Consider the following 26,515-nt stretch of genomic DNA (forward strand, 5'->3'; position numbering starts at 1 on the left):
TTTTTAAGTAAAAAAACAGGACACAACGCTCTGTCATGTCCCGCAGCTCACCAACTATTATGGGTAGATCCGGTTTAATAAACGTGGGAATGGAATAGCTTCCCGGATATGGTCTTCACCTGTGATCCAAGTTACCGCACGTTCCAAACCAAGTCCAAAGCCAGAGTGTGGTACACTACCGTAGCGACGTAGATCTAAGTACCATTCATAATCAGCTTTATTTAAACCTGCATCTTCAATTTGTTTTGCTAGATATTCAGTATCTGTTGCACGTTCAGAACCGCCGATGATCTCACCATAACCTTCTGGCGCTAATAAGTCAGCACACACAACGAGATCTTCTCTAGTTGGATGTGGCTTCATGTAGAATGGTTTGATCGCTTTAGGGTAGTTCAACACAAACACAGGCTTGTTGAAGTGTTCTGCCAAATAAGTTTCTTCTGGCGAACCGAAATCTTCGCCCCATTTTACATCTGGGAATTTACCTGATTCTTGCAATAATTTGATCGCATCATCATAGGAAATGCGTGGGTAAGGTAATTGCGTATAGCGCTTGAGGACTTCCTTATCTCGACCCAAAATATCAAGTTCGTAGTCACAATTTTCAAGTACTTTTTCAACCAAGTAAGCAATATAGCGTTCTTGGATCTCTAAGCTCTCTTCTTGATGCATAAATGCCATTTCTGGTTCGATCATCCAAAATTCGATCAAATGACGACGTGTCTTGGATTTTTCCGCTCTAAATGTTGGCCCGAAAGTAAAGACTTTACCATAAGCCATTGCTCCAGCTTCAGCATAAAGCTGACCTGATTGTGAAAGATAAGCATCTTTTTCAAAATATTCAGTATGGAACAATTCTGTTGTGCCTTCAGGAGCACTACCGGTCAAGATCGGTGAATCTAACTTGATGAAACCTTCCTTGTTGAAGAATTCATAAGTTGCACGGATCATTTCGTTTCTGATCTTCATGATCGCAAATTGACGCTTCGAGCGCAACCAAAGATGACGATGATCCATCAAGAAATCTGTCCCGTGTTCTTTAGGAGTGATCGGATAGTCTTCACTTTGACCTACCAGTTCAATATCTTCAATTTCGATCTCATAGCCAAAGTGTGAGCGTGTATCTTCATGGATCGTACCTGTGACGTACATACTTGCTTCTTGTCTTACTTCTTTGGCAAGCTTGAATACATCTTCAGAAACATTATTCTTAACTACGACTCCTTGAAAATAAGCTGTTCCGTCGCGCAGCTGTAAAAAGGCGATTTTACCGCTGGAGCGCTTATTAGTCAACCAAACTCCGATTCTTACTTTTTGGTCGACATAGTCTTTAGCGTTAATAATACTGATAGTTTCCACTAAATTTTTCCTCCTATTTTATTTACTATATTTTTCAACAAATTTCTCTATCCGCACGATCGCCTCACGCAGATCTTCCAGTGAAGTTGCATAACTCAGGCGAATATGGCCCGGCATGCCAAAGGCTTCCCCTGGAACTACCGCAACAAAGGTCTCGCTCAATAAAGCATCGGCAAAACTTGGCGCGTCACTAAAACCAGTTGCTTTTAAAGCCTTTTGAATGTTAGGGAATAGATAAAAGGCCCCTTCTGGCTTAGCTGTCAACTCAAAACCGGGGATCTTCTCCACTAAAGGATAGATCTCATTTAACCGCGTTTCATACTCTTGACGCATCTTCTCAACGCAAGATTGGTCTTGTTGTAAAGCTGCTAAAGCTGCATATTGGCTGACTGCCGAAAGATTGCCAGTCGCATGTCCGACTACAGTCCCTAATTTAGCGATCAATTCTTTATTCGCCAAGGTATAACCAACACGCCATCCGGTCATCGAGTATGTCTTAGAAAAACCGTTGATCAATATCGTTTGCTGCTTGATTGCTTCTGAAAGTTCAACTAAAGAAACAAAGCTGTTTCCATTATAAACTAACTTATTATACATGTCATCAGCAATTAGCCAGATATTATTTTTTACGGCCCAATTTCCGATCGCTTCTAGCTCAGCTCTAGTGTAAATGACACCAGAAGGGTTTTGCGGCGAGTTGATGATCACGGCCCGCGTCTTTTCTGTTCGTTTAGCTTCAAGATCGGCTACCGTTACCTTTAATTTTCCAGTCTCAGGCAATACAAAGACTGGTTTTCCTTCAGCCAATTTGACTTGTTCGCTATAGCTGACCCAATATGGCAAAGGGATCAAGACTTCATCGCCCGGATCAAGGATCGTTTGGGCAACTGCATATAAAGAGAATTTCCCCCCTACTGTAACAGCAACATTTTCAAATGTATAATCAGTGTGATATTCAGCATTAGTTGCCTTAGCGATCGCCTTGCGCAATTCCACGATACCCAAAGCAGCAGTATAAAAATCTGATTTTCCTGCTCTGATCGCTTGGATCGCTGCTTCTTTAATATGCTCTGGCGTATTGAAGTTAGGCTCGCCAGCAGTCAAATTTTTGACATCATAGCCGTCTGCCTTTAATTGCTTTGCCTTAGCTGACAAGGCTAAAGTTGCTGAGGGTGAAACATTTTGTACTCTTTTTGATAATTCCATCTTGATTGGCCCCTTTATTAAATATTTTGGATCGTTTTAACAACTTTTCCTGTTTTAAAATCAAGTAGATCATAACAAAGATTACCGTAAGAATTAAGATAACTTACTTCCCAGACCGGTTTGTTTTTATGCATCCCTAAAGCAGTATGGGTGATCTTTTTCACGTTTCCAGTTTGCTGCGCGATCTTTTTAGCATTTGCTTCAGAGATCCCTTCATTTTGCTGGTAAACATTGATCTTCTTACCATTTTGTGCAACGATGGCATAAATTTTTTGTTTTTTGTCATTAGTTCCTGCGACCGTGTAATAAGTATGGTTCCGATTGTAGTGATAAAAGGCCGTCTCTTCTTTTAAGCCAGCGTATTGTTGTGCTAATTGCGTTGCCTGCTTTCTGGCATTTCTCATAGGCGAAAGTGCCAAATTGAAAATAACTAGCACTAATACTAAGACAGCCAAAACTCCGAGATACCACAAACGATACTTTGTTTTCTTTTTGATCCTCGTTGTCCGCTTCATAAATTCCTTCCTCTAGTCAAAAAACTGTTTATCTCAATTATACCAAGTTAGCGCTGTTTGTCATGTAAAAAATCAGTAACTAATTTCGGGATCTCAGCTGTCAAAACTGGATGTAATTCTAATTTAGCCGGAAAGACCTGCTTAAATTCCTGACCATAGTGCTTGGTCAAGATCCGTGGGTCTAATAAGACAAATGCTCCACGATCATTTGGAGTCCGGATCAAGCGGCCAAAGCCCTGTTTTAGCCGTAAAACAGCTTCAGGCAACGCTAAGGTCGTAAACGGATCTTCGCCTACTTGTCGAGCACGCTCATACCGAACTTGGTTAAATAAGGTATTTGGTGCTTGAAATGGTAAACGTACGATCACCAAGAGCTCTAATAATTTTTCGGGGAGATCGATCCCTTCGAAGAATGTCCCCGTTGCAAGTAAGATCGCCGTCTGATTTTGATTCAAGATAAAACGCTTCTTCAACTTTTCAGGACTGCCATTGACTCCTTGAGCCAAAACTTCTCTTTCCTTGGTAAGACCTAAGACGGCTAGATATTCATAAGTTCGTTCGAGTTCATCTAATGAATTGAACAAGATCATCGTCTGACAGTGATTTTTAGCAGTCAGATCATAAAGTGTCTTGGCTAGATACTTCGCATATTCCTCGTTGTCCGTCGCACCAACAGTCGGCGCATCCTTTGCGATCAGGGCTAAAGTTTGCTTTTGATAGTCAAAATTACCTTGATAGCTCAACAAACGCGTATCTTTAGGTAGGTCTAACTGTTTTAACGTATAGGCGTGGGTTTGTTTGGTAAATAAGCCTGCACCTAAAAACAATACGTGTTCAAACTTCGGATACACTTTACTTTGTAAGAAATCAGCTCCATCTAAGTAGCTGAAGTGCAAGCGTAAATGTGCAGTCTCTTGTTCAGCTAAACTCAACCAGATCAATTGTTTAGTCTGATTAGCTTCAAGATCGGTAAAGGCTAATTTTTGCCAAGGCTCAAAAGCAGTCACCAATTGCGAAGCTAATCTAAAGAAATCCAACAAGTATAGCGTTGCTGTTTGATCGATCTGCTCTAAACGACTTGCTTTGAAAAATACTTTTTGGAGCCAGGCAAATTGCTGTAAAAATCCGTCATAGGCGCGAGTTATCTTATTGATCACACCATAATGTTCCTTTAAAAATCCCAAGAACTTCTTTTCACTTAATGGCTGCTCGGTGATCCCATTTTGTCGGAATCTTAAGAATCTACGAATAAAGGCCGCCCGCAGATCCCACATATCGTGATCCAATACTTGGAGATCTTTTAAAAGAGCGCGATATTGCTTTTTAGTCAATAGACTTTGTTCGATCAATTGTTCAAAGGAAAATGAGATCTGCGACTCCATTTTGACCAACATGCTATCACAGAGGATCTTGACCTCATCAAAATCCAAAACTTGCTGCACACTTTTGGCCACTGCAGTCGGAAGATTTTGCGCTTCATCGACGATCAATTCCAAGTCATTGCCCTTAAAATCAGCGGCATGAGTCAACAGATAGGCATGATTGGTAATGATAAACGAGGCGTTTTCTTTTGCGATCTCGTTTAGACGCAGATAGTCGACTCGATAAAAGGGACTTGTGGGCTCTAAACTATCCAAACCAGTATGCTCGATATTAGCAAATAAAGGATCTTGGCGTGTCGTCAATCTAAGCTCATCTAGGTCCCCGGTCTTAGTCTGTAATAGCCAAACGATCAAACGCATCTGTAACAAACGCGAATTTTTATTATATGGTTGTTTTAATGAACGCCAAAACTTATCTAGATCGATATAATGACGATTACCCTTTAAAACAACGACATCAAGATCAAATGGAAAGAGATTTTTCAAGGTCAAGTCGATCTCTTCTGCCAATTGAGCCTGAAGTGCCGTCGTTGCCGTACTGATCACGATCCGTTTATCTTGGGTCGAAGTGTACGCAGCCGGGACTAAATACCCTAAAGTCTTTCCCATCCCAGTTGGGGCTTCAAGTAACAAGCGCCGTTCGTCTGGATCATCAAAGAAATCAGCGATCGTAGACATCATTTTGACTTGTTCATCTCGCCACTCGATACTTCCTGAAAAGAGTTGTTTTTGTTCTTCTTTAGTCTTAGGAAATGTCAAAGCTATATTATCCTTGGTCTTAAAATTTGGCCTCAGAATAACTAAGTCTTCGATCTGCATCCACTTTTTAGCTAGTAGCTGCGCTTTTTTACTTTGCTCCGCATATGCTTCTTTAAAACACTCTGCTGTATCATAAAGCAACGCACCACTCAAGTTACATAAAGTTTGTAAAACACTAAGTGGTAATAATTCTAAACGTTTCTGCAAGAGTAAAAACAACTCTGCGGTAACATAAGTATCACTATCCGCTTGGTGTGGGCGCTCGTGCTTGATCCCAAGATAGTTACCGAGATCGACTAACCGATATGAAGGCTGTGTCGGCAATAAGATCTGGGCCAACTGCACCGTATCGATCCCCTTTAATTCAAGTTCAGGATAGCCCGCACGCTCAAACTCTGCATTTAAAAAGCGGTAATCTTGCATAATATTATGCGCTACAAAGACTGTGTCCTGTAGCAACGCATAGATCGTATCCGCTACATCACTAAATAATGGTGCTTTGCGAACATCACTGTTCTTGATCCCGGTCAGCTTTTGCACTTCCGGTGGGATCGGACATTGGGGATCGATCAACGTGCTAAAAGTATCTGAGATTTTTCCATTTTCAATAAAAGTACAACTAAATTGGATAATTCTTCCAGTTCCATCCAATGCAGGAGTCGTCATCTCAAGATCGACTACTGCATAGGTTTTTGATTTAGTCATTCATCATCACCGACTTTAAATAATCTTTCTGACAATAATTCTATCACACTCTACTCAAAAATAAATAACCAGTGATCGACTCAGCTTGACCGATCTATCCTTAATTACCGGTCTAAACTTGTCGCTCAAACACTAAACAGGTATAATCTAGTTTGAGACTTATCCATCCTTATTTAGCGGTATGGTATAATTTAGTTTGAAATTACAATGTTTTTCATTGTAAATATTTAGAATAGATACGATAGAAAGGGTGCTCTTTTTGCTTAGCACACAAAAAAAGATTGGTCAGGGTTCGAGTCATGCTAAGATCATTTTGATCGGTGAGCATGCGGTCGTATACGGGCAACCAGCGATCGCTCTACCACTAAAAACGCTCAAGACTCATGCTAAGATGACCTTGCGCCAAGATGACCAACAAATACTAGAAAGTAGTTACTATACGGGTCCGATCGCTGATGTTCCCGAATTTATGCGGGGGATCAAGCACTTAGTCATGTATATCTTGACTCAACAAAATAAAGATATCGGCTTTACGCTTCAGGTAACTAGCCAATTGCCGATCGAACGCGGAATGGGCTCATCGGCCTCTGTTGCAGTCGCGATCATTCGCGCTATGTATGATCTATTTTCTCTAGAACTTGATCATCAAACGCTCTTAAAACTCGCTGATGTGGCTGAAAAAGATACACATAAAAATCCAAGCGGCTTAGATGCAGCGACGACCTCTTCAGCCACACCGATCTGGATGATCCGTGACCAAACGATCGACCCGATCCCACTTGATCTCGATGCTTATTTGGTGATCTGTGATAGTGGTATCAAAGGTCAGACTTCGCAAGCGATCGCGACTGTCAAAGCTAAACTTCAAGCCACACCTACTGCGACTAAAAAAAAGATCGAAGCGATCGGAGATTTAAGCTGGCAAGCACGCAAGCAATTAGCCCAAAATGACGTTTTAGGTCTGGGACAAACGCTCAATGCAGCTCAAGAATATTTAAGGCAATTAGAGGTCAGTGAGCCAAAGCTGGATAAATTGATCGACTTAGCTTTGCAAAATGGAGCCTTGGGCGCTAAATTGACTGGTGGTGGCCGTGGTGGTTGCTTTATCTGCCTAGTCAAAGATCAGCGCTCAGCCAAGCAGCTCTCTGATCTTTTGCTCGCTAATGGCGCAATCGCTGCTTGGATCGAACCACTCAAAAAATGATCATCAGTTAGAAAGTTAAAAATGTGTGACTGATCATAATATAGTTATCAATGTAGCACTATGAAAGGAAAACTATATCGCTTTCTGGTCACTAGACCAACACATTTATATAGGTAATATCAGATGAAAACACCTAAAGTAACTGCTCGTGCACATACGAATATCGCACTTGTTAAATATTGGGGCAAAGAAGATGAAGAACTCATCATCCCACAAAACAACTCCCTTTCTTTGACATTGGACCATTTTTACACCGATACGACCGTCCAATTCGATCCTGATTTGACAGCTGACCAGTTCACACTCAACGGTCAAGCCCAAGAAACGACTAAGATCACTAAATTTTTGGATATCATTCGGCAAATGGCTAGTAGCCAACTTTTTGCACGGGTCGAATCGACTAATCACGTCCCTACTATGGCTGGGCTAGCCTCTTCTGCAAGTGCTTATGCGGCCCTAGCTTTAGCTGGTAGTAAGGCTTTGGGACTAGATCTTAGTTCTAAAGACTTATCACGTTTGGCCCGCCGTGGCTCTGGTTCTGCTTGTCGTTCGATCTATGGTGGCTTTGTAGAATGGAAAAAAGGCGATTCTGATCAGACCTCATATGCAGTTCCTTTGGTGGAAAATTTAGATTGGGATCTAAAGATGATCGCGATCGTTGTCAATGATAAACAAAAAAAGATCGCTTCACGGGCTGGCATGCAGACTGTTGTCCATACTTCGCCTTACTATTCGGCTTGGGTAAAACGTTCAAAAGAAGATCTATCAGCGCTCAAAGAAGCGATCAAGGAAAAAGATTTTACGCAATTAGGTAAGATCGCAGAGGGTAATGCCATGTGCATGCATGCTTTAAACCTCAGTGCAACACCACATTTCAACTATTTTGAAGCTGAGAGTCTAAAAGCAATGCAACTTGTCGAACGATTGCGTGGTCAAGGACTAGAGTGTTACTACACAATGGATGCTGGCCCTAACGTCAAGGTCATCTGCCAAGGAAAAGATCTTGAAGCTATCATGGATCTATTAAGTCAAGAATTCTCAGCGGAACAGCTTTTAGTCGCCTCAGCTGGCCCAGGTGCACGGATCTTAGAAATTGAAAATGCGGAAAGGAATTGATTTTTTGCCTACTGTAAAAGCTCCAGGAAAACTCTATATTGCTGGTGAATATGCCGTTGTTGAACCTGGACAACCGGCTATTTTGATTGCAGTCGATCAATTCGTCTATGCCACGATCAGCCAAGCCAAGCAAGGTTTAGTGTCCTCAAAACAATTGCTAGGTCAAGATATCTATTGGACACGTGAAAATGATCAACTGCAAACGACCCAAGCGACCGCGAAATTTGCCTATGTCCTCAAAGCAATCGAACTGACTGAACGCTACGCTAAGGAACAAAATTGCCAGCTATCGCCCTTCAATTTACAACTTGATAGTGATCTAGATAGCCCCGATGGTAAAAAATATGGCCTCGGTTCTTCGGCAGCAGTCACCGTTGCTACGGTCAAAGCAGTAGCTGCCTACTATAATTTAGCGCTGACTCCCCTTGAGATCTTCAAGCTGGCAGCCAGTGCTCATTATCTCGTTCAAAAAAATGGTTCACTAGGTGATATTGCGGCTAGCAGCTTTGGGGGCTGGATCGCCTATCATTCCTTTGATCGCTCATGGTTGCTCCAAGGTTTGCAAGACCACTCTATGACCGAATTATTAAAACTTACTTGGCCTAAATTGCAGATCGAATCCCTCGAGGCACCACCACGCTTGCAGCTTTTGATCGGTTGGACCGGTTCACCTGCTTCAACTTCAAATCTGATCAATGAAGTTGCACTCTCAAAAGAAGAACGCCAACGTAAATATGACCATTTTCTAGAGCAAAGTGCACTCTGTGTTTCTAAAATGATCGCAGCTTTCAAGCAACAAGATCTGGAAGTGATCATGTGCCAACTTGCGCGGGATCGTGAATTATTGCGCTCACTTGAAACCTTTTCCCAAGTGACGATCGAGACCCCTAAATTACACCAGCTGATCACCTTAGCCCAAAAATTTGGGGGCCAAGCTAAAACTTCAGGTGCTGGTGGGGGTGATTGTGGGATCGCTATTTTAGCCAAAGAGCAACCGCTAAATGAGCTCTTAAATGCTTGGAAACAAGCTGGGATCACCCCACTTCCCTTCAGTATTTACCACACTACTTTAGAAAGGAGTTGAGCTAATGGATATTCACGCACACCGTAAAGATGAACACGTATTTATCGCTGAAAAACAATACCGCCCCACGGCTGATAATGGTTTAGATCAGATCAGGCTCTTGCCTGCGACCTTACCTGAGCTTGGACTAGATGAGATCACACTTACGACCACATTGGCTGGAAAACAAGTGGCTTACCCTTTCTTTATCAATGCAATGACTGGTGGGAGTCCACAAACTGATAAAATAAATGAAAAATTAGCTTATGTTGCCAATAAGACCGGTCTGGCTATAGCAACAGGTTCACAAAGTGTCGGACTAAAATCACCTAAATATGCCCAAGGTTTTACAACTTTACGGACTCGACTCTCAGAAAACATGGTGATCGGTAATCTTGGGGCCGACCATCCCTTAGAAAATTGTCAAAAAGCGGTCGCCATGCTTTCCGCTGATGCCTTGGAATTGCATTTAAATGCTGCTCAAGAATTAGTTATGCCTGAAGGTGACCGTCAATTCTACTGGTTAGAAAACTTAAAACATGTCACCAAAAATTTGGACGTCCCTGTGATCGTTAAGGAAGTGGGCGGTGGGATCTCGCCCCTAGCTTTGGCCAAACTAAAGCAATGTCACGTCAAGTATGTCGACCTTTCAGGAAAAGGTGGGACTAATTTTATTGCGATCGAAAATGAGCGCCGTAAACAAAAAGAATATCACTTTTTGACCGATCTTGGTTTGACGACAGCCGAGGTCTTACTAGCAGCTCAACCTTATAAAGCCGATTTTTCTTTTACAGCTTCGGGTGGGATCAGAAATGCATTAGATATCGCCAAATGTATCGCACTGGGAGCGGATAATGTGGGGATCTCAGGCTTATTCTTACACACTTTCTTAAAAGAAGGCACCTCAGGGTTGATCGCATTGATCGAAGACCTCAAACAGCAATTGGCGCAGATCATGCTATTAGTCGGATGTAAAAACATTACTGAATTACAACAAGCACCTTACGTTTTATCAGCTGAATTACTAGCTTTCAGATCACAACTTTAAAAAAACCGTTCCCTTAATTGGAGCGGTTTTTTTACATTTTCAGAGAGTTACTTTTATTTTTAGCTAAAAAAGAATATAATTGCACTAACTTATATTTAGAAGGTGACCTTATGCATTTTGCAACAACATTCAAACCACAACACTACGACCTTTATTTTGACTTGGACCGCCAACAAAAACATTTCTTGGGCAAAACGACCATCACCGGCCGTGCCTTAACTGAGACTATTTGGCTTCACCAAAAAAAGCTCCAGATCAGCGAAGTCTTGGTCAATGGACAGCCACAGACCTTTAAACTTGATGAAACAAAAGATGCTCTTTACTTAGAACTTGGTTTTACTGGAGAAGTTACTTTAGAAATTACATATACCGCAAATTTGACTGATACAATGATGGGAATCTACCCTTCTTACTACGAGCTGGAAGGGCAAAAGAAGCAGTTGATCGGGACCCAATTTGAAACTGATGCGGCCCGCGAAGCCTTTGTCTGTGTCGATGAACCTGATGCCAAAGCGACTTTTGCCCTTGCTTTAAAATTCGATGAACAGCCAGGCGAACAAGTCTTAAGCAATATGCCGGAAAAAAGTGTTATTGCTGGCGTCCATTATTTTGAAACGACCCCTAAAATGTCAACTTATCTTGTCTGTTTTGTTTTAGGCGAACTCCAAAGTAAAACCGCCCTGACTGCTTCTGGGATCAAAGTAGGTGTGTTTTCAACTAAAGCGCACCAGTTGAAAGAATTGGATTTTGCTTTAGATATCGCCAAACGTGCCCTTGATTTCTTTGAAGACTATTACCAAACGCCCTATCCGCTCCCACATGCCTGGCAAGTGGCTTTACCGGACTTTTCAGCCGGAGCGATGGAAAATTGGGGGATCATTACTTATCGAGAAGCTTACCTCTTACTAGATCCCGACAATACGACTCTAGAGACCAAACAAAGGATCGCAACTGTGATCGCACATGAGTTAGCACATCAATGGTTTGGTGATCTAGTGACGATGAAATGGTGGGATGATCTGTGGTTAAATGAAAGTTTTGCCAACATGATGGAATATGTTTGTATCGATGCGCTTGAACCAAACTGGCAGATCTGGCAAACTTTCCAAAGTACTGAAGTCCCGCTAGCTTTGAACCGCGACGCTTTAGCTGGCGTTCAATCCATCTATACCCCAGTCGAAGACCCAGCCGAGATCGATGCCCTCTTTGATAGTGCGATCGTTTATGCTAAGGGAGCGCGCATGCTCGTCATGGTCCGCGCCTTGATCGGTGATACTGCCTTACGCCTAGGCTTAAAACACTATTTTGCCAGCCATGCCTATGGTAACGCCACTGGAGCCGAGCTTTGGCAAGCTTTAACACAAAAAACAGAGCTCGATCTGCCAAAAATAATGCCTATTTGGCTCAACTGCCCTGGTTATCCCATGGTCAGTGTCAAAAAAATCGGCAATGATCTTTTGCTCGAACAGCGACAATTCTTTACTGATCCGAGTGTAGCCTCCGACCAACTATGGCCGATCCCCTTAATGAGTAATTATCCTGAATTGCCGGCTTTAATGACGCAAAAACGTTTGATCCTCAAAGACTATACTAGTCTTAGACAAAAACATGGAGTTGCTTTGCAATTGAATATGAACAACAACGCTCATTTTATCGTTGACTACAGTCCTGAGCTATTACTCGATCTCTTAAAAAGATCACCCCAAACGGATACACTCACTCGCTTTAGTTTACTGCAAGATCTAGTCTTATTAGCTCAAGCTCAAATGATCTCATTGCCCCAAGTCCTTGAATTAACGGCTAACTTCAAAAATGATCATAGCCAGTTGGTCACACGAGCTTTACTGCAATTATTAGATCTCTTAAAGCTCTTTGTTGCCTCTGACACTACTGCGCATGATGATCTGTGCACTTTAGTAGTCAGCTTTACAAGTATTTTAAAGACCAGTCTTAGCCAAGAGCCGAATAGTTTTTCTCAGCTAGACTACGAGCTGTTGCAACCACTTCTTTTAAAGACTGAACTTTACGCTAAAGTCAAACACGTTGTAGATGAGCAATTATATTTTCCCCCAACTAAGACTGCTTGGGCTAAACTACCGGCTAAGATCCGAGGAGTCGCACTTAAAAATATGCTGGTAAATCACAATTCAGATGCTTGTTTCACTGAATTTTTCAAGGAATACCAGCAAAGTGTCGATCCCAGCTATAAAGTAGATCTCAGACAAGCTTTGACTAGTTCGCCTAAGGTAGCGCAATTGACCGAATTATTAGCCAATTTCAAGGATCCAGCCGTCATCAAGCCCCAAGATCTCAGAGCTTGGTTTGGGGAGATCTTAGCTAATCCAGTTGGACAAAAACTAGCTTGGGCTTGGCTCAAACAAAATTGGACTTGGTTAGAAGAAACTGTCGGGGGCGATATGGAATTTACTACCTATATCACCGTGATCGGCAAAACCCTCAGTTCTCCTGAACTCTATGCTGATTTCAACACTTTCTTTGAACCTAAATTAGCCGATCCTGGCCTAGCCCGCGAGATCAAGCTAGCTAAACATGCGATCTTTGCCCGGGTAAACTTACTTAAAATGCAACAGGCAAATGTGACGCAAGCCCTCAGCTCATTAGCTTGGTATCAAGAACGAGCATAAATAAACTATAAATAAGGCTCTCCACGATGCAGATCCATCATGGAGAGCCTTATTTTTTAATAGATAACAACTGGTTCACTTTGACTTAAATTGTTGAAAACATTAGCTGCTTCACTTGGTTTCATATTGACACATCCCAAAGAACCTTCTTTAAGATAAGCCGTGTTGGACCAATTTTTCCGCCAATCGGCATCATGGAAGCCACAACCATCTAAAGTAAATGGCACCCAATATTCTACCGGACTAGCATAAGCTGACCCATCAGCTCTTGATCCTCGTAAGGTCGTCTTTGTTTGTTTATACATAACATAAAAAACTCCCTTAGGTGTATCATTATGCGTACTTTGAGTCCCTGTCACAACATCGATGGAGGCAACTTGTTGGCCATCACGATAAGCCCACAAATGCTGTTTTTCGATCGAAACTTCAACATAGGTGTTCCCGATCCCACCATTAGTCGTCGTATCGTAGCCTGTTCCGCGTGTATCATAGCCTTCACCGTAGATATCACCCTTAGCATCGACTTTTGTTTCACCATTTTCCAAAGCTTTCGTCAAAGTCTTTTCCGCTTTATTAGCGCTGATCGCCCAGCCATAAGTACCAGCTGGAACACTTATCTCATTTCCTTCACTTGTCTTAAAGGCCAAGCTCTTATTTAAGGTCGCCTGTTTTTGATTGATCTCGACCACCTTATTCTTTAGCGCTTGCGTATCGAACTGATATTTTCCAGCTTGATAGCGGGCCGAAGTTAGAATATCTGCAGTCGTTAATTCATAATCCGTTTTTTGTACAGTGTAGGTGATCTTTTTACCGGTCAATTCTTTGAGTTTCTTTTCCTCTTGTTTAACAGTAGCACTATCTGCTTTGACTGGTTTTAAGTATTTAGCCGTTAAATAGATGTCTTTATTACCCTCTTTTTGGCTGAACTCTTTTAAGATCGCTGAAACATCGTATTTGTTTCCCGCTTGTTCTTGGACGATCTTAACTTTATCGCCTTCTAAGATCGCATAAGCATCAACTGGTGCTTTGCGTGACTGATTTGTCTCATTTAGTTTGGTTTCTACGTTTGATCTTAACGAAGCCACCTTTTTACCATCAACTTTAGCTGGTGTCAAAGTGTAATTGACCTTTTTGTCATTTGGTAAAGTCGTGGCTTGTTTTTTCAAGGTAGCTTCGAATTTTGCTAGATCTTTTGAGCTAAATTCTGATTCCGTCGGCTCTGCTGTATAGAGCAATTGCTTGTTGAGATAGACCTTCTTTTCAACTTTAGCTGCAGTTAGTTTTTCTTGCGCTTCCTTAGCGTTCAAGCCACCAACGTTGATCCCATTGATCGTAATATTTTTATTGAAATGGGTCCGCTGTTGGTAGATGAAATAGCCACCACCAATAAGAGCTAACATTGCAATTCCAACACAGAGTATAACTTTGGTTTTATATTTCATGTCGCACCTCTAATTGAATTGTTACGATTATGTTACAACATTTTACAAAAAAATACAATTATTTTTTAAGTTTTACACAACCAAATTATTTTTTAGCACTTGCCTACGTATTTAAACTTTTTTAAGTTATGTTATAATTTAGCCTATGACAAGTAAGGATCAGGTGAATATTTTATGGAAACAAATAGTCTTTTGACATTCAATCGTAGTATCGGTAAACAAAAGCGGATCTCCGGCGCAGCTGAGCCCAGTTGCCCTTTTTGTGACGTTGAACATTTAACTGATATTTACGATCAACAAGGCGAGATGATCTTTTTAAAAAATAAATATTCGACGCTCGAAAAGACCGATCAATTCGTTTTGATCGAATCTACTAAACACGACGGTAACATCTCCAACTATGAGCCTAAAGAATGGCAAAATATTCTAGCTTATGCGATCAAACAGTGGAAAGTATTTTATAATGACCCTAAATATAAAAGTGTTTTACTGTATAAAAACTACGGTAAACTTTCCGGCGGTTCCCTTTCACACCCGCACATGCAGATCGTCGGGCTTTTAGAGGCTGATGGTTACCACGAGATCGCCCCAGCTTACTTTAGTGGCGAAACGGTCGCAACTAAAGCCGGAGCAACCCTCAACATCTCCGATCACCCTATCATGGGCTTTTTGGAATTTAACATCAGCTTTGATGAACAAAGTATCGCACCTGCAGCTGATTATATCAAAGAAGTCGTTTCATATTTACTCGCTGAATTTAATGATGGACGCTGTGAAGCCTACAACCTCTTCTTCTATAAATTAGCCGATAAACTTTACTGTAAAGTAGTTCCGCGTTTTATCGTCTCACCTTATTTCGTAGGTTATTTTATCAGCCAAAAATTCGATGCTGAATTTACCGCTGAAGTCGTAAAACGTCTTAAAGAAAAATATCTAAACTAGCAAAAAAGGGACCTATCACGATGCAAAAACATCATAATAGGTCCCTCATTATTTATAACAACTGTCTTATTCAAAACTAAAACGTAAGCCCTTAGGGAAGAAATTTTTGACCGTACCGTTGACGACCTTACCAAATGCAAAGGGTTTATCATCACAGACCAATAAATACCACCCATTCTTATGCGATGTGGCCACCGTCACTGTATTGCCAGCCACATACTGTTGCCATTGTTCATGGGTCAACGCTAGCTTTTGCTCTGTCTCAGTTGCACTTAAAGCTAAAGCTAGTGTATAGCTAGGCTCAAAGCGCTTTTTCTTAAAGACACCAAGCAATAGACCCGGACGCATAAACTTTAAGCATGAAATATCAGGCCAATTTTTATTGTAATAATAAAGATGGTCGCCATAGCATTGCAATTCATTTACTTTGAAGAGGTCTTGCTTTAAGAAGTTAGCGGAAAATTCTTTCCATAAAGCGACCTGTTCTTGGGTCAAACCTGCTTTATTTTGCTTTTTACGCTTATTCTTCTTAGTTTTTACAACTTGTGCTGGGCGTGTATCACGTAATTTAGCGATAAAATGGCCTTCACCTTTAAAGTGGTGTGGCATCAAGCGAACTGTCCCCGTTAGCGCGGGCTCATCATTGCCCCAAGCTGGGACTCCACTGTCCATGCCATTATACTTTTGTAAAGGTACGATCTCAAAGTAAGGATATTCTTGTAATAACCAGCTGATGATCTGTTCGTCTTCTTCAGGAGCAAATGTACAAGTCGAGTAGACCAATTCGCCACCAACAGCTAACATTTTAACCGCTTCAGCTAAGATCTCACGTTGACGCTTAGCACATTGCGCTGGATAATCGGCATGCCAATATGTGATCGCATGTGGATCTTTTCGAAACATCCCTTCACCTGAACAGGGCGCGTCAACTACGATCTTATCAAAACAAGTCTCAAAGTTTTGAGCTAATGTCGCTGGATCCTCGTTTAAGACGATCGAATTTCGGGCCCCAGTTCGTTCCATATTCTCAGCTAAGATCAAAGCCCGTTTTTTATTGATCTCATTTGAGACCAATAGCCCCTGATTTGCCATCTTTTCAATGATCTGCGTCGACTTCCCCCCCGGTGCAGCGCAAAGGTCTAAGATCTTTTCGCCCGGCTCAGCTTCGACCACTTCACCGACATACATTGCACTTAGATCTTGACTGTAGACATACCCTGCTTGATGCTCCAACGTCTTTCCACTAACTTCGCCTACATAACCGGTCGCAACATATTCGACCGGTTCATCCAGTGAATTAGCAACTTTTTTATAGTTATCTTTTAACGGATTAAGTCGAAATCCCTTTTGTACTTCGCCAGATAAACTTTCAAAGAATGCTGTGGCTTGGTCACCCAATAGAGCTTGATATTTTTTCTTAAAATCTTCTGGTAACTTCACTTCTTAAAAAACCTCTCCTGCTATATAACATAGCTTTTCTTTCCTAATTCTCTTTATCCTTAACTATTCACTCTTTTTCAACCTTGAATTGATCAACAGGTAAAATAGCAGACTGCTTCCTAGATAGATCGAACCCATCGTCAGCAATAGATAAGTATACGTCGTCATTTGGAAAATAAACATCCCTGCCATTCCGCCAATGATCGTACCTAGACCGACCCAGATCGAATATGTGCGCCATTCTTCAAAGGCAAATTTAGCGGGATTAGCTTGCAAAAATACGGCTTCGTTATAGCGTCGCCGTGATGAGATCAACCAAACAGCCATTTGCGCTAAGAAACCAACCGCTGCCGCAAATAAGCCTAGGACTTGCGCCCAATGTGAGGCTAACCATGATTCATCAGAAATGATGAAATTCTTTTTGACTAATCTGGTAGCTGACAGTAAGCCTAGCTCTTTTTTTAAGGTTTTAGCATCGATCGGGGTCAAACTATCCAAAATGATCCGATAATCATTAGTGTGAGCTGTTGCCAGTTTTTGAGTCGAAGCCGCAATAAATATCTGATCATCTAGATCTGAGTGATAGTTGTCGCCCATCACACCGATCACAGGTAAATAATTACCATCTAGTTTCAAATATGCCTGATCTTTAGGCTCATATAATTTTTTTTCATAATTTTTTCCCACGACCGCTAACGGAACATCGGATTCAAAGTCAGCACTTGAAAAGAAATGTCCTGAAAGCAATGGTGGTTGCGTATAATTGCCCTTACCGTAAAAATATGTCACATTACGCTGATCTTTAGCTTGGTAATGAAGCTGGACATCGGTCAATTTATCATTGTCCTTTACCTTCTGATCGAGTTCTGCTAGTGAGATATCTTGTTTGAGCGTGATCTTATACGCATCTAGAGAAAGGTTGTTGTTATTCAATTGAATGATCAGGTCACGTTCTTGGATCTTAAAAAATAGATAGACACAAAAAAATGAGATCAAAGCAATATATAACACAACAGAGATTTTTCTTTTTAACACAAAAACGCCTCCGTTAGTGGATCCCTAGCGCCATCTTGGCATAGCTAGTCATGCGGTCCATTGTCCAGGCCGGTTCCCAAACAAATTCAACTTCGACCTTTTTGACTTCAGCGATCCCATCCATCGAACGTTCGACCATATCAGCCAATAAGTTCGTCAAAGGGCAGCCCATCGTCGTCAAGGTCATCTGAACGATACATAGACCATCTTCTTTTAGATCAACTGAATAGATCAAACCTAAATTAACGATATCCACCCCTAATTCTGGATCGATCACCGTTTCAAGGGCATCTAAAATATCTTTTTTGATCAATTCACTATTTCGTGGTTCCATCATCGATTCCTCCAAAATACTCTTCAAATTTTTCTGCCATCTCGACCGCAGTTGCATAATTTACCTTATGTCCCTGCCCTGTAGTCGTTGTAAATGATGTATTTCTAGCATAATCTTTCCCTTGGATACTGTCAAAGAATGCCTTATCCGGCGCATATGGCACCATTTGATCAGCAGTATCATGCCAAAAATGGACTGGTCGCCCAGCGATCCGTTCAGGGTGCTTTGATAGATCGATCAGCTCGAGTTGGGCTAATTGCTGCTCGACAAAACTAGCTGGAATATCTGCTAAACCGGGCAACTCTTCCAGTAATTGGCGGGCAAATGCGGTCGGGCAAGGAGAACCCATCAAACTCACACCTGCTTTGATCCAATCATACACAGTCAACAAAGCGCAGGTCGTGATCGCTCCCATCGAAAGTCCACTGACACCAACTAGGTCATCTTTTATCCCGCTCGTTTGGCGATAATGATCTACCAAAAGTGGTAGCTCTTTGACTGAACTAGCTACGATCTGCCAAAATTCTTGGCGGTGCCCCGTGACAGGTCCGCTTTGCCTCTGACCATGAAATTTAGCATCTGGTAAGACCACTCTAAAGCCCCGCTTGGCTAATTCATAACCTTCTGTTAAAACTCGTTCTTTACAACCAGTCCACCCGTGATAAAAAACGATCAACGGTAAACTTTGGGTGCGATATTTTCTAGCCACGACTTCTAAAACTGGTAAGCCTTCGATCTGTTTTGCGATGATCTCGCTCATCATAACTACCCCCTTCTTGATCTTTCCCTTAAAATTATACACTATTATCTTCAAAATGATCGCAAAATTAGTTCCTTATCCGTTGTTTTTTATTTAAGTTTGTGATAAGTTTAAGCAGATATACTACAAATTTTTAAGGATTGATTCTATGGAACAAAAACTGATCGCGATCGATCTTGATGGCACGACATTAAATGAAAATAGTCAAATAACGCCTAAAACTAAAGAAGTTTTAACCAAAGCTACCGCAGCGGGGCATATCGTTTCGATCGTAACCGGCCGCCCTAACCGGATCTCAGAAAACTATTATGATTTTCTAGGTCTTAAATCACCCATGATCAATTTTAATGGGGCCGTGGGACATATTCCCCATCAAACTTGGGATAAAGAATACGCTTTGACCTTTAATCGTGATATTGCTTTTGAAATCTTAACTGCTAAAGAACAACTTGGGATCAAAGTCGTTGCAGCTGAAGGTAAGAATATGGCCTTGGCTGATGTCCCTAATACCGTGATCGATGATTTCTTTCCAGTAACATTGAAAGCTAATGAAGTCCTAAATAGGATAAACTTACAGGAAAACCCATCAGCCATGACGATGTTAGTCGACAAACTTCAATTGCCTAAAACAGTCTCGGCTCTAGAAGAAAATTTCGGTGACAAGATCAATGTTGGTGTTTGGGGTGGTCCTAATCCGATCTTAGAACTGTCACCTAAAGGCGTTGATAAAGCGCATGGGGTCAAATTCTTAGCTGATACCTTTAAGATCGACCGTAAAAATATTTTGGCCTTTGGCGATGAACATAATGATGCCGAAATGATCGATTATGCTGGCTGGGGCGTAGTCATGCAAAACGGGACTGAGCAACTCAAAGCTTTAGCCAACGATATTACGCCTTTGACCAATAAAGAAGATGGCTTAGCCCATTACTTAGAAGAATATTTAAAATTAGCTTAGAGTAAATAAAAAATTCGAGACCTAGTGCAACTTAGATCTCGAATTTTTTATTTTAATTTTCGTCGCTCTTTAACACACCGCCAACAGCGTAACGATCTTTTTGCATTTCATTCAATACAACGTGAACGTGTTCAGCTGGAGCACCAGTGTTTTCAACCACTGCTTTAGTTACGTCTTTAACTAAGTTCTTGAGTTGTTCTTGGCTACGACCTTCGATAAGTTCGATATGAACTAATGGCATTATTGTCATCTCCCTCTTTGTTGATATTGTTAATTATGACAAAGTTTTAGGACAAGTGCAATTGTTTTTAGTTCTGTCAGTCTGCTAAAATAAAACTAATCACCTGATGAAAGGACGTCTCTGTATGACACTTTATAAAAGTTTCGAATTTTCCGCTTGCACTAGCATCCTAGTCGGAAAAAAAGCGATGGCTGATGGTTCGACTGTGATTGGGCGCAACGAAGATGCCAAAAGTGCTTGGCCTAAACACATGGTCATCCATCCCCATCAAGAATTTGATACCCCACAAGAATTTATCTCAAAAGACAACGGCTTTAAAATGCCACTACCACAAGTTCGTTTCAAATACAGTGCCACACCAGAATGGACCACTGAATTTGGCTTATTTGAAGAAGATGGGATCAATGAATATGGGGTAGCCATGAGTGCCACCGAAAGTGCCTATGCCAACGAACGTGTTTTAGGCTGCGATCCCCTTGTCAAAGATGGGATCGGCGAAGAAGCCATGGTCACCGTAGTTTTGCCCTATGTTAAGACAGCTCGCGAAGGTGTAGAACGCCTAGGCCAGATCGTTGAAAAATACGGTACTTGCGAATCTAACGGGATCTTATTTGCCGATCAAGAAGAAGTTTGGTATTTAGAAACCGGTTCTGGGCACCACTTTGTTGCACAAAGGATCCCCGATGATTGCTATGCGGTAGTGGCTAACCAACTAGCGATCCAAGAGATCGACTTCAACGATCCTGCTAACTTTATCTTTTCAACTGGGATCCAAGAATTTGTCGCTACTAACCATTTAAATCCTGATCCGACATGCTTTAACTTCCGCAATATCTTTGGAACACACGAATTGTCCGACGAGATCTACAGTACTCCACGGGTCTGGGACGGTCAACGCTATTTGACACCTAGCGTCAAACAAGACCCAATGAGCGAAGAATTACCATTTATCCAAAAAGCTGACCGTTTATTGTATTTAGATGATCTCAAATACGTCTTGGGCTCGCATTTCCAAAATACACCTTACGATCCACTAGGTAAGGCACCGGAAAAAAATAAGTTTAGACCGATCAGCTTAGCTAAAACGCAAGAATCTCACTTGCTTCAACTTCGCCCAAACTTACCGGTCGAGATCGCTGGTCTTCACTGGGTCGCAATGGGCGTTACTGCGCAAAGTGTTTTTGTCCCGGTCTATGCCGGTAGTACCGATGTCCATCCCGCTTACAAGGCCGGCCAAAAGACGTATTCTAGCGACTCGGCTTACTGGGTCTACAAATTACTCGGCGTCTTAGTCGATCCTCACTATGCACAATTTGGACCAAAAGTTTTGGATCTAAAGAAAGAACTAGCCGTCAAATTCACCCAGATCATCAAACAAACAGATGCAAAAGCGTTGACTATAGATGATCCGCTTGTTTTAAGTGAATTATTGACTAAGGCATCCCTTAAGATGCAGGCATTAGGCTTAAGTGAAACGCAAAAACTGACCGCTGAATTGATCACTGAAGCAACAGATCTTTCACCACTGAACTTCAAGACTGACGCTAATTTGTAAAATATAGCTTTTTAAATCAAATAAGATCCCCGATGGAAGTTGGGATATAACTTCCATCGGGGATCTCTTTATACACTTAAATGCCCTTAACGATATCGTCTATCGTAGTTAGTCAATAAATTTTACGGCAGTCCCATAGGCAGCAACTGATTGCATATCTGCACTGATCGAACCCGAATCAAAGCGCATCATGACAACAGCATCAGCCCCCATAGCCTTAGCTTCTTGTTTTAAGCGATCAACGGCTTCGTGACGCGAATTATTTAACATCATTGGTATAGCCCTTGATCTCACCACCAACGATTCTCTTTAGGCCTGCCCCAAAGTCACTGGCAATATTGCGCGATTGCGTCGTCACGCCAAAAGCAGTCCCGATCACTTCGTATTTTTTGCCTGGAATATTTTCTGTTGTTACAACTAACATTTGCTACACCCTTTCTTCTGAAAAACTAACTGTCTTAGTCAAAGGTTCGATCGCCTCTAAGGTCTTTTCGCCATAGCTCAAACACTGCGTTGGGGCGATCACATGCACGACTTCTTTTAATTCGCTCTCGCTTTGATCAGCTGCGATCACATCAATATCTTTTATACTATCTTTATTATAAATGATGGTATCTTGCTTAGCAATTCCTGCTTGAATTATGAATTTTTCTGGTTTTTCCGTGGCTAATTTTAAGTTAGTTGGCGTCGCAGCTGTAAAATCATCAAATGGGAATAGTAATTTAGCTAAAATAGCAAGATCTGGTGCCAGCAGTAAAGTTCTGCCAGCTTGTTTAGCAATTTCTTGATATTCCAGGATCTCTTCTGGGGCTAATTCCGATAATTTTAAAGCTGGTAAGTCCGTCGTAGATAGATTTGCTAAGAAACGTTTGAATTTTTTAGTGTTTGATACAAAAACTTCGCTGGTCTGTAACGCCGCACTATCTAATAACAACAGATCTAACTTAGCCGTCTGAAAAGCTTTTTTCCATTTCTTGATCCGCTTTTTATGTGCTCCGCGCGTGATAAAACGACCTGTATAGCCAAACACTTTACCTTCATGTTCGAGCAACAAACTGACTGCTCCATTCAAACCATCATCACTTGGAAACGCAGTGACCCAGAGATCTGCTATCTGAACAGGATAATTATAGGGATAGCACTTTATCTTTCTAAAATTCAAAGGTCTGATGAAACCTGCTTGAACTAATTTTTGAAGCTGTTTGAGTAACATCTGTGGTAAATAAACAAGATTTTTGCGTCGCTTATCAGCTAAGATCTGCAAAAGATCCGTCGATAAATGCGTAAATAGATAAATATCTTCTGCCATAGAAGCTACGTTTTCTTTAGGATCGAGCCTGATAGTTTGCTTAGACTCAAGGCAGATATTACCTTCATTTTTGATGATCAAGGACATATTATCACCTGGCCTTTCTTAAATTTTCTAACTAATTCAATTATAAGCGAAGCATGTAAATAATTCTATCTTCATACAGCTAACTTTTTGTAAGCATATATGTTGTAATCAGTTAACAAGTGATAGATAATATACATATCAGTTAAGGGAGGTATTTTAAAATGAAATTAACCATTACAGATGAAGCAGCTACCAAATTACGTCCATTTTTTGAAGATCCAAATGCCATCGTTCTACTCGATTTTGATGATGGCGTCGGTCCTTTTTCCAAAGTCGGTGTGTGCTCTTTAAATCAAGCCTTTCAATTAGTGATCGTTGATAAAGATGAAGATATCCATGATTATAATGAAAAGATCGTAACTGAGCTTGGAGATGTGTATTACAAGGGCTACTCTGACATGTATTTAGATCAAGTCATGCAACTCAAATTAAATCCGCAAAATATGACTTTGCGACTTGTAGGTAACAGTTCGGGTGAATTGACCCCAGTCTTAAATGTTATCGATCTCCGCAAAAATAACTAAATCTAATAAAAAGGCTCCCTATGAGGTAAGATCTTACCTCATAGGGAGCCTATTTTTATTCATATTTGTTTAGACAAAGGCTTTGATCAAGTAAATGATCCAAAGGTGAACTGGATAAAAGATATAGAAGAACGACTTTTCAGCTTGACTACCACTGCCACCACGTTTGCCATTATATAGCCAGATCAATGGAATGACGGCTACCATCATAAATTCACTGGCAAATGTCAAATGATCATAGAGTGAAACTGAAGCTGTCGCCCCGCTACTGTAACTGTAATAAGCTTTAGCAAATAACAGAGCACACCAGAAAAACGTTGCCCAAAGCATTGGCGCTTGCTTGTGATACTTACGACCTAAGAAGAAGATCAAAGCTAACGGCAAGAGATAGACCCCACCTTCTGCAAAAGCAAACATCAGCAAAGCACTTACGATAAATGCCGGCCATGATACCTTACGTCTATGCTTATTTAAAATGTTATCCAATGACCACATCATGATCAGCTGTAAAGCTAACGTCAAAAAGATATTATGTGGCCCGAGAAACAGTAAGTAATTGGGTTGATGATCGAACGGATTGATATATGCCTTAGTCAAGAGATTGTAGATAATATTACCGATCCCTACGACTAATGCTCCGAGCAATAAACGCTTCAAATACCGCCGTTTATTACGGGTATGAAAATATCCTTCAACTAATAGAAATGAAAATGTTGGCGCCACAAAACGACCTAAAAAATTGATCCATAACGGCCAATGTAACTCTGGCCCTAAATACATATTTAAATGATCCACCAACATAAAGATCATTGCTAAAACTTTTAACTGATAACCAGTTAAACCTTTTTTAAGAAGACTCATCTTCTTTCTCTCCTAAATTTTTACTACTTAACGTTCAACTAGACGGTAATAGACCCGTGCAGTTAGTTGATACACAATATAATACAGAATGCTAAAAATCAGCGCAACCGCGAGTGTAACTACTAAGAATAGCTGCCAGTTAGTGATCCCAAATAAGACCAACATCTTTTTGATCAGTGGGAAAGCAAATGCAACGTGTAACATCGCAAAGGCTAATGGGAAGATGAAGACCATCATGATCTGACTGTGGATCACACGTTTAACTTCAGCTTCATCCATCCCAACTTTTTGTAAGATCACAAAGCGCTCGCGGTCGTCCATCCCTTCAGAAACTTGCTTGTAATAGATGATCAATGTCGTAGCTAGTAAGAAAGCTGTCCCTAAAATGATCCCTAAGAAGAAGAACCCACCATCAAAGCGTTTGACACTTTCGCGATAGCTATCCTTATCTTGAAAGGAATACCATTGTTTATCCGAAGTTTTAGCAAACTCTTTGCTTAGTCCACGGATGAATGCTTTACGTTTAGCTTGATCTTTGAGGTCAATATTGAAGTTAAGTGCATAAGCTGGTGCTAAATACGCTTCACCTTTCTTAGTACCAAACCACTCTTTCAAAAGCGAATCGATCTGCTGTTGATCTTTCATAACGATAATGTAGGAATCGACCGGTGACACATTAAGCAATCCAGTATCTTTTAATTTGTTGACCTGTTGCTTGATCTGATACTTATGTCCATTCAATACCATTGTCTTTTCAGGATAACTCCGTGCGGTAGTATACATAAAGATGTCATCAGTTTTATTTAAAGATAAATTATCTTTTGTCAAAGTATTATATTCACTCAAACTGATCAAAACCACGTTAGCCGATTTATCAACATCTGAAACAGAATAATACATCCGATCAGAAACCTTAAAATTGTTAGCATCTTTGGTAACCAATAAAGGTTGACTGGCCCGGCTATATTGCATATCACTTAATTTAACATCCTCCTCAGCAGCATAGGTCTTAGCTACTTGTTTGAGTTTCGTCAGTGGCTCTGCTGAAGTGACCATAACATCGCGTGGAAACATCTGTTGAACTTGATCATTTAAGCCAAAGAACAATCCAGCTGTCGTTGAAACTGTGACTAAGACCATCGTTGACAAGATACAGATGCTAGCCAAACCGACCGCATTTTGTTTCATTCGATAGATCATCCCTGATACAGGAATGAAATGTTTAACATTATAGTAGTAGTTTTCATTTTTACGCAATAATTTTAAAACAACGATGCTCCCGGCTGTAAAGATCAGATAGGTACCGATGATCACTAATAGTACTGCGATAAAGAAATTAGTGATCGCTGAAACTGGCGATTTGATCGTAAGCGCGATCCAGTAACCCCAAACTAAAGAGACTAAACCAACTAAAGCCAAGAACCATTTAGCTTTAGGCTCTTTTTCACCTTTTTGATCAGCATGTAACAACTCGATCGGATCACTTTTAAAGATATTAAAAGCGTTGATCAAATATAGCCAAGCGTAAACACCAGCGATAAATAAGATCGTGATCATCAAGATCGAAGGGTTCAAAGTAAATTTGAATTCACCACCAACTCCCATCAATTTCTTGATGATCAAATACGCTAGCCGCGAAAAGATCACACCACTTGTGATACCTAAAACAACTGTTGTAACTAAATTGATCACTTTTTCAAAAAAGGTCAACTTATATAATTCACGTTTGCCCATACCTAAAACATTGTACAAGCCTAGTTCGTTTTTACGCTGCTTGTTTAGGATCGTTTCCGTATAAGTAGCAAATACTACCGAAAAGATCAATACGATCACAGAACCAAAGCCAAAAAGTTGGGTGATCGCTTCAGCTCCTTGCAGCTTAGCCAACCCTGGGTCATTAGCGACCATCAACATCAAAGTATTTAAGGCCGTCAAAAAGATCATCGACAGTAAAAATGGTACAAAGGCCTGTTTATTTTTACGAATATTTTGGAAAGCTAATTTAGCATAAAACATACAGATCCC

22 protein-coding genes and 1 pseudogene are annotated in these 26,515 nt (G+C 41.0%); 9 read left to right on the forward strand and 14 right to left on the reverse strand.

Annotation, left to right across the window (positions count from 1 at the left end; translation table 11 throughout):
* Positions 1 to 57: 57 nt before the first annotated feature.
* From asnS to ABT996_RS00555, 4 genes are read right to left on the reverse strand one after another with little or no spacing between them, the layout of a single operon-like run.
* On the reverse strand, positions 58 to 1,359 hold the full coding sequence (asnS, locus tag ABT996_RS00540; protein WP_010689090.1) for an asparagine--tRNA ligase: 1,302 nt from the start codon (positions 1,357 to 1,359) through the stop codon (positions 58 to 60).
* A gap of 18 nt (positions 1,360 to 1,377) precedes the next feature.
* Positions 1,378 to 2,565, reverse strand: coding sequence for a pyridoxal phosphate-dependent aminotransferase (locus ABT996_RS00545; protein ID WP_035448258.1), 1,188 nt, complete (start codon positions 2,563 to 2,565; stop codon positions 1,378 to 1,380).
* Between the two features lie 17 nt (positions 2,566 to 2,582).
* Positions 2,583 to 3,080, reverse strand: coding sequence for a cell wall elongation regulator TseB-like domain-containing protein (locus ABT996_RS00550; RefSeq protein WP_035448256.1), 498 nt, complete (start codon positions 3,078 to 3,080; stop codon positions 2,583 to 2,585).
* Positions 3,081 to 3,127: 47 nt separating this feature from the next.
* A complete protein-coding gene (locus ABT996_RS00555) occupies positions 3,128 to 5,926 on the reverse strand; it encodes a helicase C-terminal domain-containing protein (RefSeq protein WP_035448254.1) in 2,799 nt (932 codons plus the stop codon).
* 259 nt (positions 5,927 to 6,185) lie between these two features.
* On the opposite strand from ABT996_RS00555, the gene mvk reads away from it, so the two are divergent.
* The 5 genes from mvk (at position 6,186) to ABT996_RS00580 (ending at position 13,002) form a co-directional block, all read left to right on the forward strand.
* On the forward strand, positions 6,186 to 7,130 hold the full coding sequence (gene mvk / locus ABT996_RS00560; RefSeq protein ID WP_035448252.1) for a mevalonate kinase: 945 nt from the start codon (positions 6,186 to 6,188) through the stop codon (positions 7,128 to 7,130).
* Between the two features lie 123 nt (positions 7,131 to 7,253).
* Entirely contained in the window at positions 7,254 to 8,246 is a 993-nt protein-coding gene (gene mvaD, locus ABT996_RS00565) for a diphosphomevalonate decarboxylase (RefSeq protein ID WP_035448251.1), read from the forward strand.
* Between the two features lie 4 nt (positions 8,247 to 8,250).
* Entirely contained in the window at positions 8,251 to 9,330 is a 1,080-nt protein-coding gene (locus ABT996_RS00570) for a phosphomevalonate kinase (RefSeq protein WP_035448249.1), read from the forward strand.
* Between the two features lie 4 nt (positions 9,331 to 9,334).
* Positions 9,335 to 10,357 carry a type 2 isopentenyl-diphosphate Delta-isomerase gene (fni, locus tag ABT996_RS00575; RefSeq protein ID WP_035448247.1) on the forward strand — a complete coding sequence of 341 codons (1,023 nt, stop codon included), beginning with the start codon at positions 9,335 to 9,337 and terminating at the stop codon, positions 10,355 to 10,357.
* A gap of 110 nt (positions 10,358 to 10,467) precedes the next feature.
* The gene (locus ABT996_RS00580) at positions 10,468 to 13,002 is read left to right on the forward strand and encodes a M1 family metallopeptidase (RefSeq protein ID WP_035448245.1); all 2,535 of its coding nucleotides are present in this window, start codon (positions 10,468 to 10,470) and stop codon (positions 13,000 to 13,002) included.
* Positions 13,003 to 13,058: 56 nt separating this feature from the next.
* Here ABT996_RS00580 and ABT996_RS00585 read toward each other — a convergent pair whose 3' ends face one another.
* Positions 13,059 to 14,444: a L,D-transpeptidase family protein gene (locus ABT996_RS00585; RefSeq protein ID WP_035448243.1), complete on the reverse strand. Its 1,386-nt coding sequence runs from the start codon at positions 14,442 to 14,444 to the stop codon at positions 13,059 to 13,061.
* Positions 14,445 to 14,618: 174 nt separating this feature from the next.
* Here ABT996_RS00585 and ABT996_RS00590 point away from each other — a divergent pair, with 174 nt between their 5' ends.
* The gene (locus ABT996_RS00590) at positions 14,619 to 15,386 is read left to right on the forward strand and encodes a DUF4931 domain-containing protein (protein WP_035448241.1); all 768 of its coding nucleotides are present in this window, start codon (positions 14,619 to 14,621) and stop codon (positions 15,384 to 15,386) included.
* A gap of 66 nt (positions 15,387 to 15,452) precedes the next feature.
* On the opposite strand, the gene ABT996_RS00595 is transcribed toward ABT996_RS00590, so the two are convergent.
* The 4 genes from ABT996_RS00595 to ABT996_RS00610 form a co-directional block, all read right to left on the reverse strand.
* Entirely contained in the window at positions 15,453 to 16,826 is a 1,374-nt protein-coding gene (locus ABT996_RS00595) for an RsmB/NOP family class I SAM-dependent RNA methyltransferase (protein WP_035448238.1), read from the reverse strand.
* Between the two features lie 63 nt (positions 16,827 to 16,889).
* Positions 16,890 to 17,861 carry an ABC transporter permease gene (locus ABT996_RS00600; RefSeq protein ID WP_035448236.1) on the reverse strand — a complete coding sequence of 324 codons (972 nt, stop codon included), beginning with the start codon at positions 17,859 to 17,861 and terminating at the stop codon, positions 16,890 to 16,892.
* 13 nt (positions 17,862 to 17,874) lie between these two features.
* Positions 17,875 to 18,195 (reverse strand): metal-sulfur cluster assembly factor, encoded by a 321-nt coding sequence (locus ABT996_RS00605; RefSeq protein WP_010689103.1) that lies wholly within the window; start codon positions 18,193 to 18,195, stop codon positions 17,875 to 17,877.
* Complete coding sequence (locus tag ABT996_RS00610; RefSeq protein ID WP_035448373.1) at positions 18,179 to 18,955, reverse strand: alpha/beta hydrolase family protein; 777 nt, start codon at positions 18,953 to 18,955, stop codon at positions 18,179 to 18,181. Before ABT996_RS00610 ends, ABT996_RS00605 begins: the two co-directional genes overlap by 17 nt.
* A 148-nt stretch (positions 18,956 to 19,103) precedes the next feature.
* Between ABT996_RS00610 and ABT996_RS00615 the strand changes: the two genes are divergently transcribed.
* Positions 19,104 to 19,913, forward strand: coding sequence for a Cof-type HAD-IIB family hydrolase (locus ABT996_RS00615; RefSeq protein WP_035448234.1), 810 nt, complete (start codon positions 19,104 to 19,106; stop codon positions 19,911 to 19,913).
* Between the two features lie 52 nt (positions 19,914 to 19,965).
* On the opposite strand, the gene thmT is transcribed toward ABT996_RS00615, so the two are convergent.
* Positions 19,966 to 20,154: a 2-hydroxymuconate tautomerase gene (thmT, locus tag ABT996_RS00620; protein ID WP_004047673.1), complete on the reverse strand. Its 189-nt coding sequence runs from the start codon at positions 20,152 to 20,154 to the stop codon at positions 19,966 to 19,968.
* A 124-nt stretch (positions 20,155 to 20,278) separates the two neighbouring features.
* On the opposite strand from thmT, the gene ABT996_RS00625 reads away from it, so the two are divergent.
* Complete coding sequence (locus ABT996_RS00625; protein ID WP_035448231.1) at positions 20,279 to 21,709, forward strand: C69 family dipeptidase; 1,431 nt, start codon at positions 20,279 to 20,281, stop codon at positions 21,707 to 21,709.
* A 108-nt stretch (positions 21,710 to 21,817) separates the two neighbouring features.
* On the opposite strand, the pseudogene ABT996_RS00630 reads toward ABT996_RS00625, so the two are convergent.
* Both ABT996_RS00630 and ABT996_RS00635 read right to left on the reverse strand, forming a co-directional pair.
* Positions 21,818 to 22,133 (reverse strand): annotated as a pseudogene (locus ABT996_RS00630) (heavy metal-binding domain-containing protein).
* A gap of 3 nt (positions 22,134 to 22,136) precedes the next feature.
* On the reverse strand, positions 22,137 to 23,105 hold the full coding sequence (locus ABT996_RS00635; RefSeq protein WP_035448229.1) for a hypothetical protein: 969 nt from the start codon (positions 23,103 to 23,105) through the stop codon (positions 22,137 to 22,139).
* Positions 23,106 to 23,266: 161 nt separating this feature from the next.
* On the opposite strand from ABT996_RS00635, the gene ABT996_RS00640 reads away from it, so the two are divergent.
* On the forward strand, positions 23,267 to 23,629 hold the full coding sequence (locus ABT996_RS00640; RefSeq protein ID WP_010689108.1) for an iron-sulfur cluster biosynthesis family protein: 363 nt from the start codon (positions 23,267 to 23,269) through the stop codon (positions 23,627 to 23,629).
* A gap of 69 nt (positions 23,630 to 23,698) precedes the next feature.
* Here the strand turns inward: ABT996_RS00640 and ABT996_RS00645 are convergent, their stop codons facing one another.
* Both ABT996_RS00645 and ABT996_RS00650 read right to left on the reverse strand, forming a co-directional pair.
* Positions 23,699 to 24,490: a TraX family protein gene (locus tag ABT996_RS00645; RefSeq protein ID WP_035448227.1), complete on the reverse strand. Its 792-nt coding sequence runs from the start codon at positions 24,488 to 24,490 to the stop codon at positions 23,699 to 23,701.
* Between the two features lie 27 nt (positions 24,491 to 24,517).
* On the reverse strand, positions 24,518 to 26,506 hold the full coding sequence (locus ABT996_RS00650) for an ABC transporter permease (RefSeq protein WP_035448225.1): 1,989 nt from the start codon (positions 26,504 to 26,506) through the stop codon (positions 24,518 to 24,520).
* Positions 26,507 to 26,515: the final 9 nt, after the last annotated feature.

This window comes from Ligilactobacillus sp. RTP31139st1_D10_RTP31139_211217 (assembly GCF_040226755.1).
GTDB lineage: Bacteria > Bacillota > Bacilli > Lactobacillales > Lactobacillaceae > Ligilactobacillus > Ligilactobacillus animalis.

Coding starts and splice junctions, on each gene's coding strand:
- ABT996_RS00545 (WP_035448258.1), bottom strand. CDS start 2,565: ATGGAATTATCAAAAAGAGTACAAAATGTTTCACCCTCAGCAACTTTA.
- ABT996_RS00550 (WP_035448256.1), bottom strand. CDS start 3,080: ATGAAGCGGACAACGAGGATCAAAAAGAAAACAAAGTATCGTTTGTGG.
- ABT996_RS00555 (WP_035448254.1), bottom strand. CDS start 5,926: ATGACTAAATCAAAAACCTATGCAGTAGTCGATCTTGAGATGACGACT.
- mvaD (WP_035448251.1), top strand. CDS start 7,254: ATGAAAACACCTAAAGTAACTGCTCGTGCACATACGAATATCGCACTT.
- fni (WP_035448247.1), top strand. CDS start 9,335: ATGGATATTCACGCACACCGTAAAGATGAACACGTATTTATCGCTGAA.
- ABT996_RS00580 (WP_035448245.1), top strand. CDS start 10,468: ATGCATTTTGCAACAACATTCAAACCACAACACTACGACCTTTATTTT.
- ABT996_RS00585 (WP_035448243.1), bottom strand. CDS start 14,444: ATGAAATATAAAACCAAAGTTATACTCTGTGTTGGAATTGCAATGTTA.
- ABT996_RS00590 (WP_035448241.1), top strand. CDS start 14,619: ATGGAAACAAATAGTCTTTTGACATTCAATCGTAGTATCGGTAAACAA.
- ABT996_RS00605 (WP_010689103.1), bottom strand. CDS start 18,195: ATGGAACCACGAAATAGTGAATTGATCAAAAAAGATATTTTAGATGCC.
- ABT996_RS00610 (WP_035448373.1), bottom strand. CDS start 18,955: ATGAGCGAGATCATCGCAAAACAGATCGAAGGCTTACCAGTTTTAGAA.
- ABT996_RS00615 (WP_035448234.1), top strand. CDS start 19,104: ATGGAACAAAAACTGATCGCGATCGATCTTGATGGCACGACATTAAAT.
- thmT (WP_004047673.1), bottom strand. CDS start 20,154: ATGCCATTAGTTCATATCGAACTTATCGAAGGTCGTAGCCAAGAACAA.
- ABT996_RS00625 (WP_035448231.1), top strand. CDS start 20,279: ATGACACTTTATAAAAGTTTCGAATTTTCCGCTTGCACTAGCATCCTA.
- ABT996_RS00635 (WP_035448229.1), bottom strand. CDS start 23,105: ATGTCCTTGATCATCAAAAATGAAGGTAATATCTGCCTTGAGTCTAAG.
- ABT996_RS00640 (WP_010689108.1), top strand. CDS start 23,267: ATGAAATTAACCATTACAGATGAAGCAGCTACCAAATTACGTCCATTT.
- ABT996_RS00645 (WP_035448227.1), bottom strand. CDS start 24,490: ATGAGTCTTCTTAAAAAAGGTTTAACTGGTTATCAGTTAAAAGTTTTA.
- ABT996_RS00650 (WP_035448225.1), bottom strand. CDS start 26,506: ATGTTTTATGCTAAATTAGCTTTCCAAAATATTCGTAAAAATAAACAG.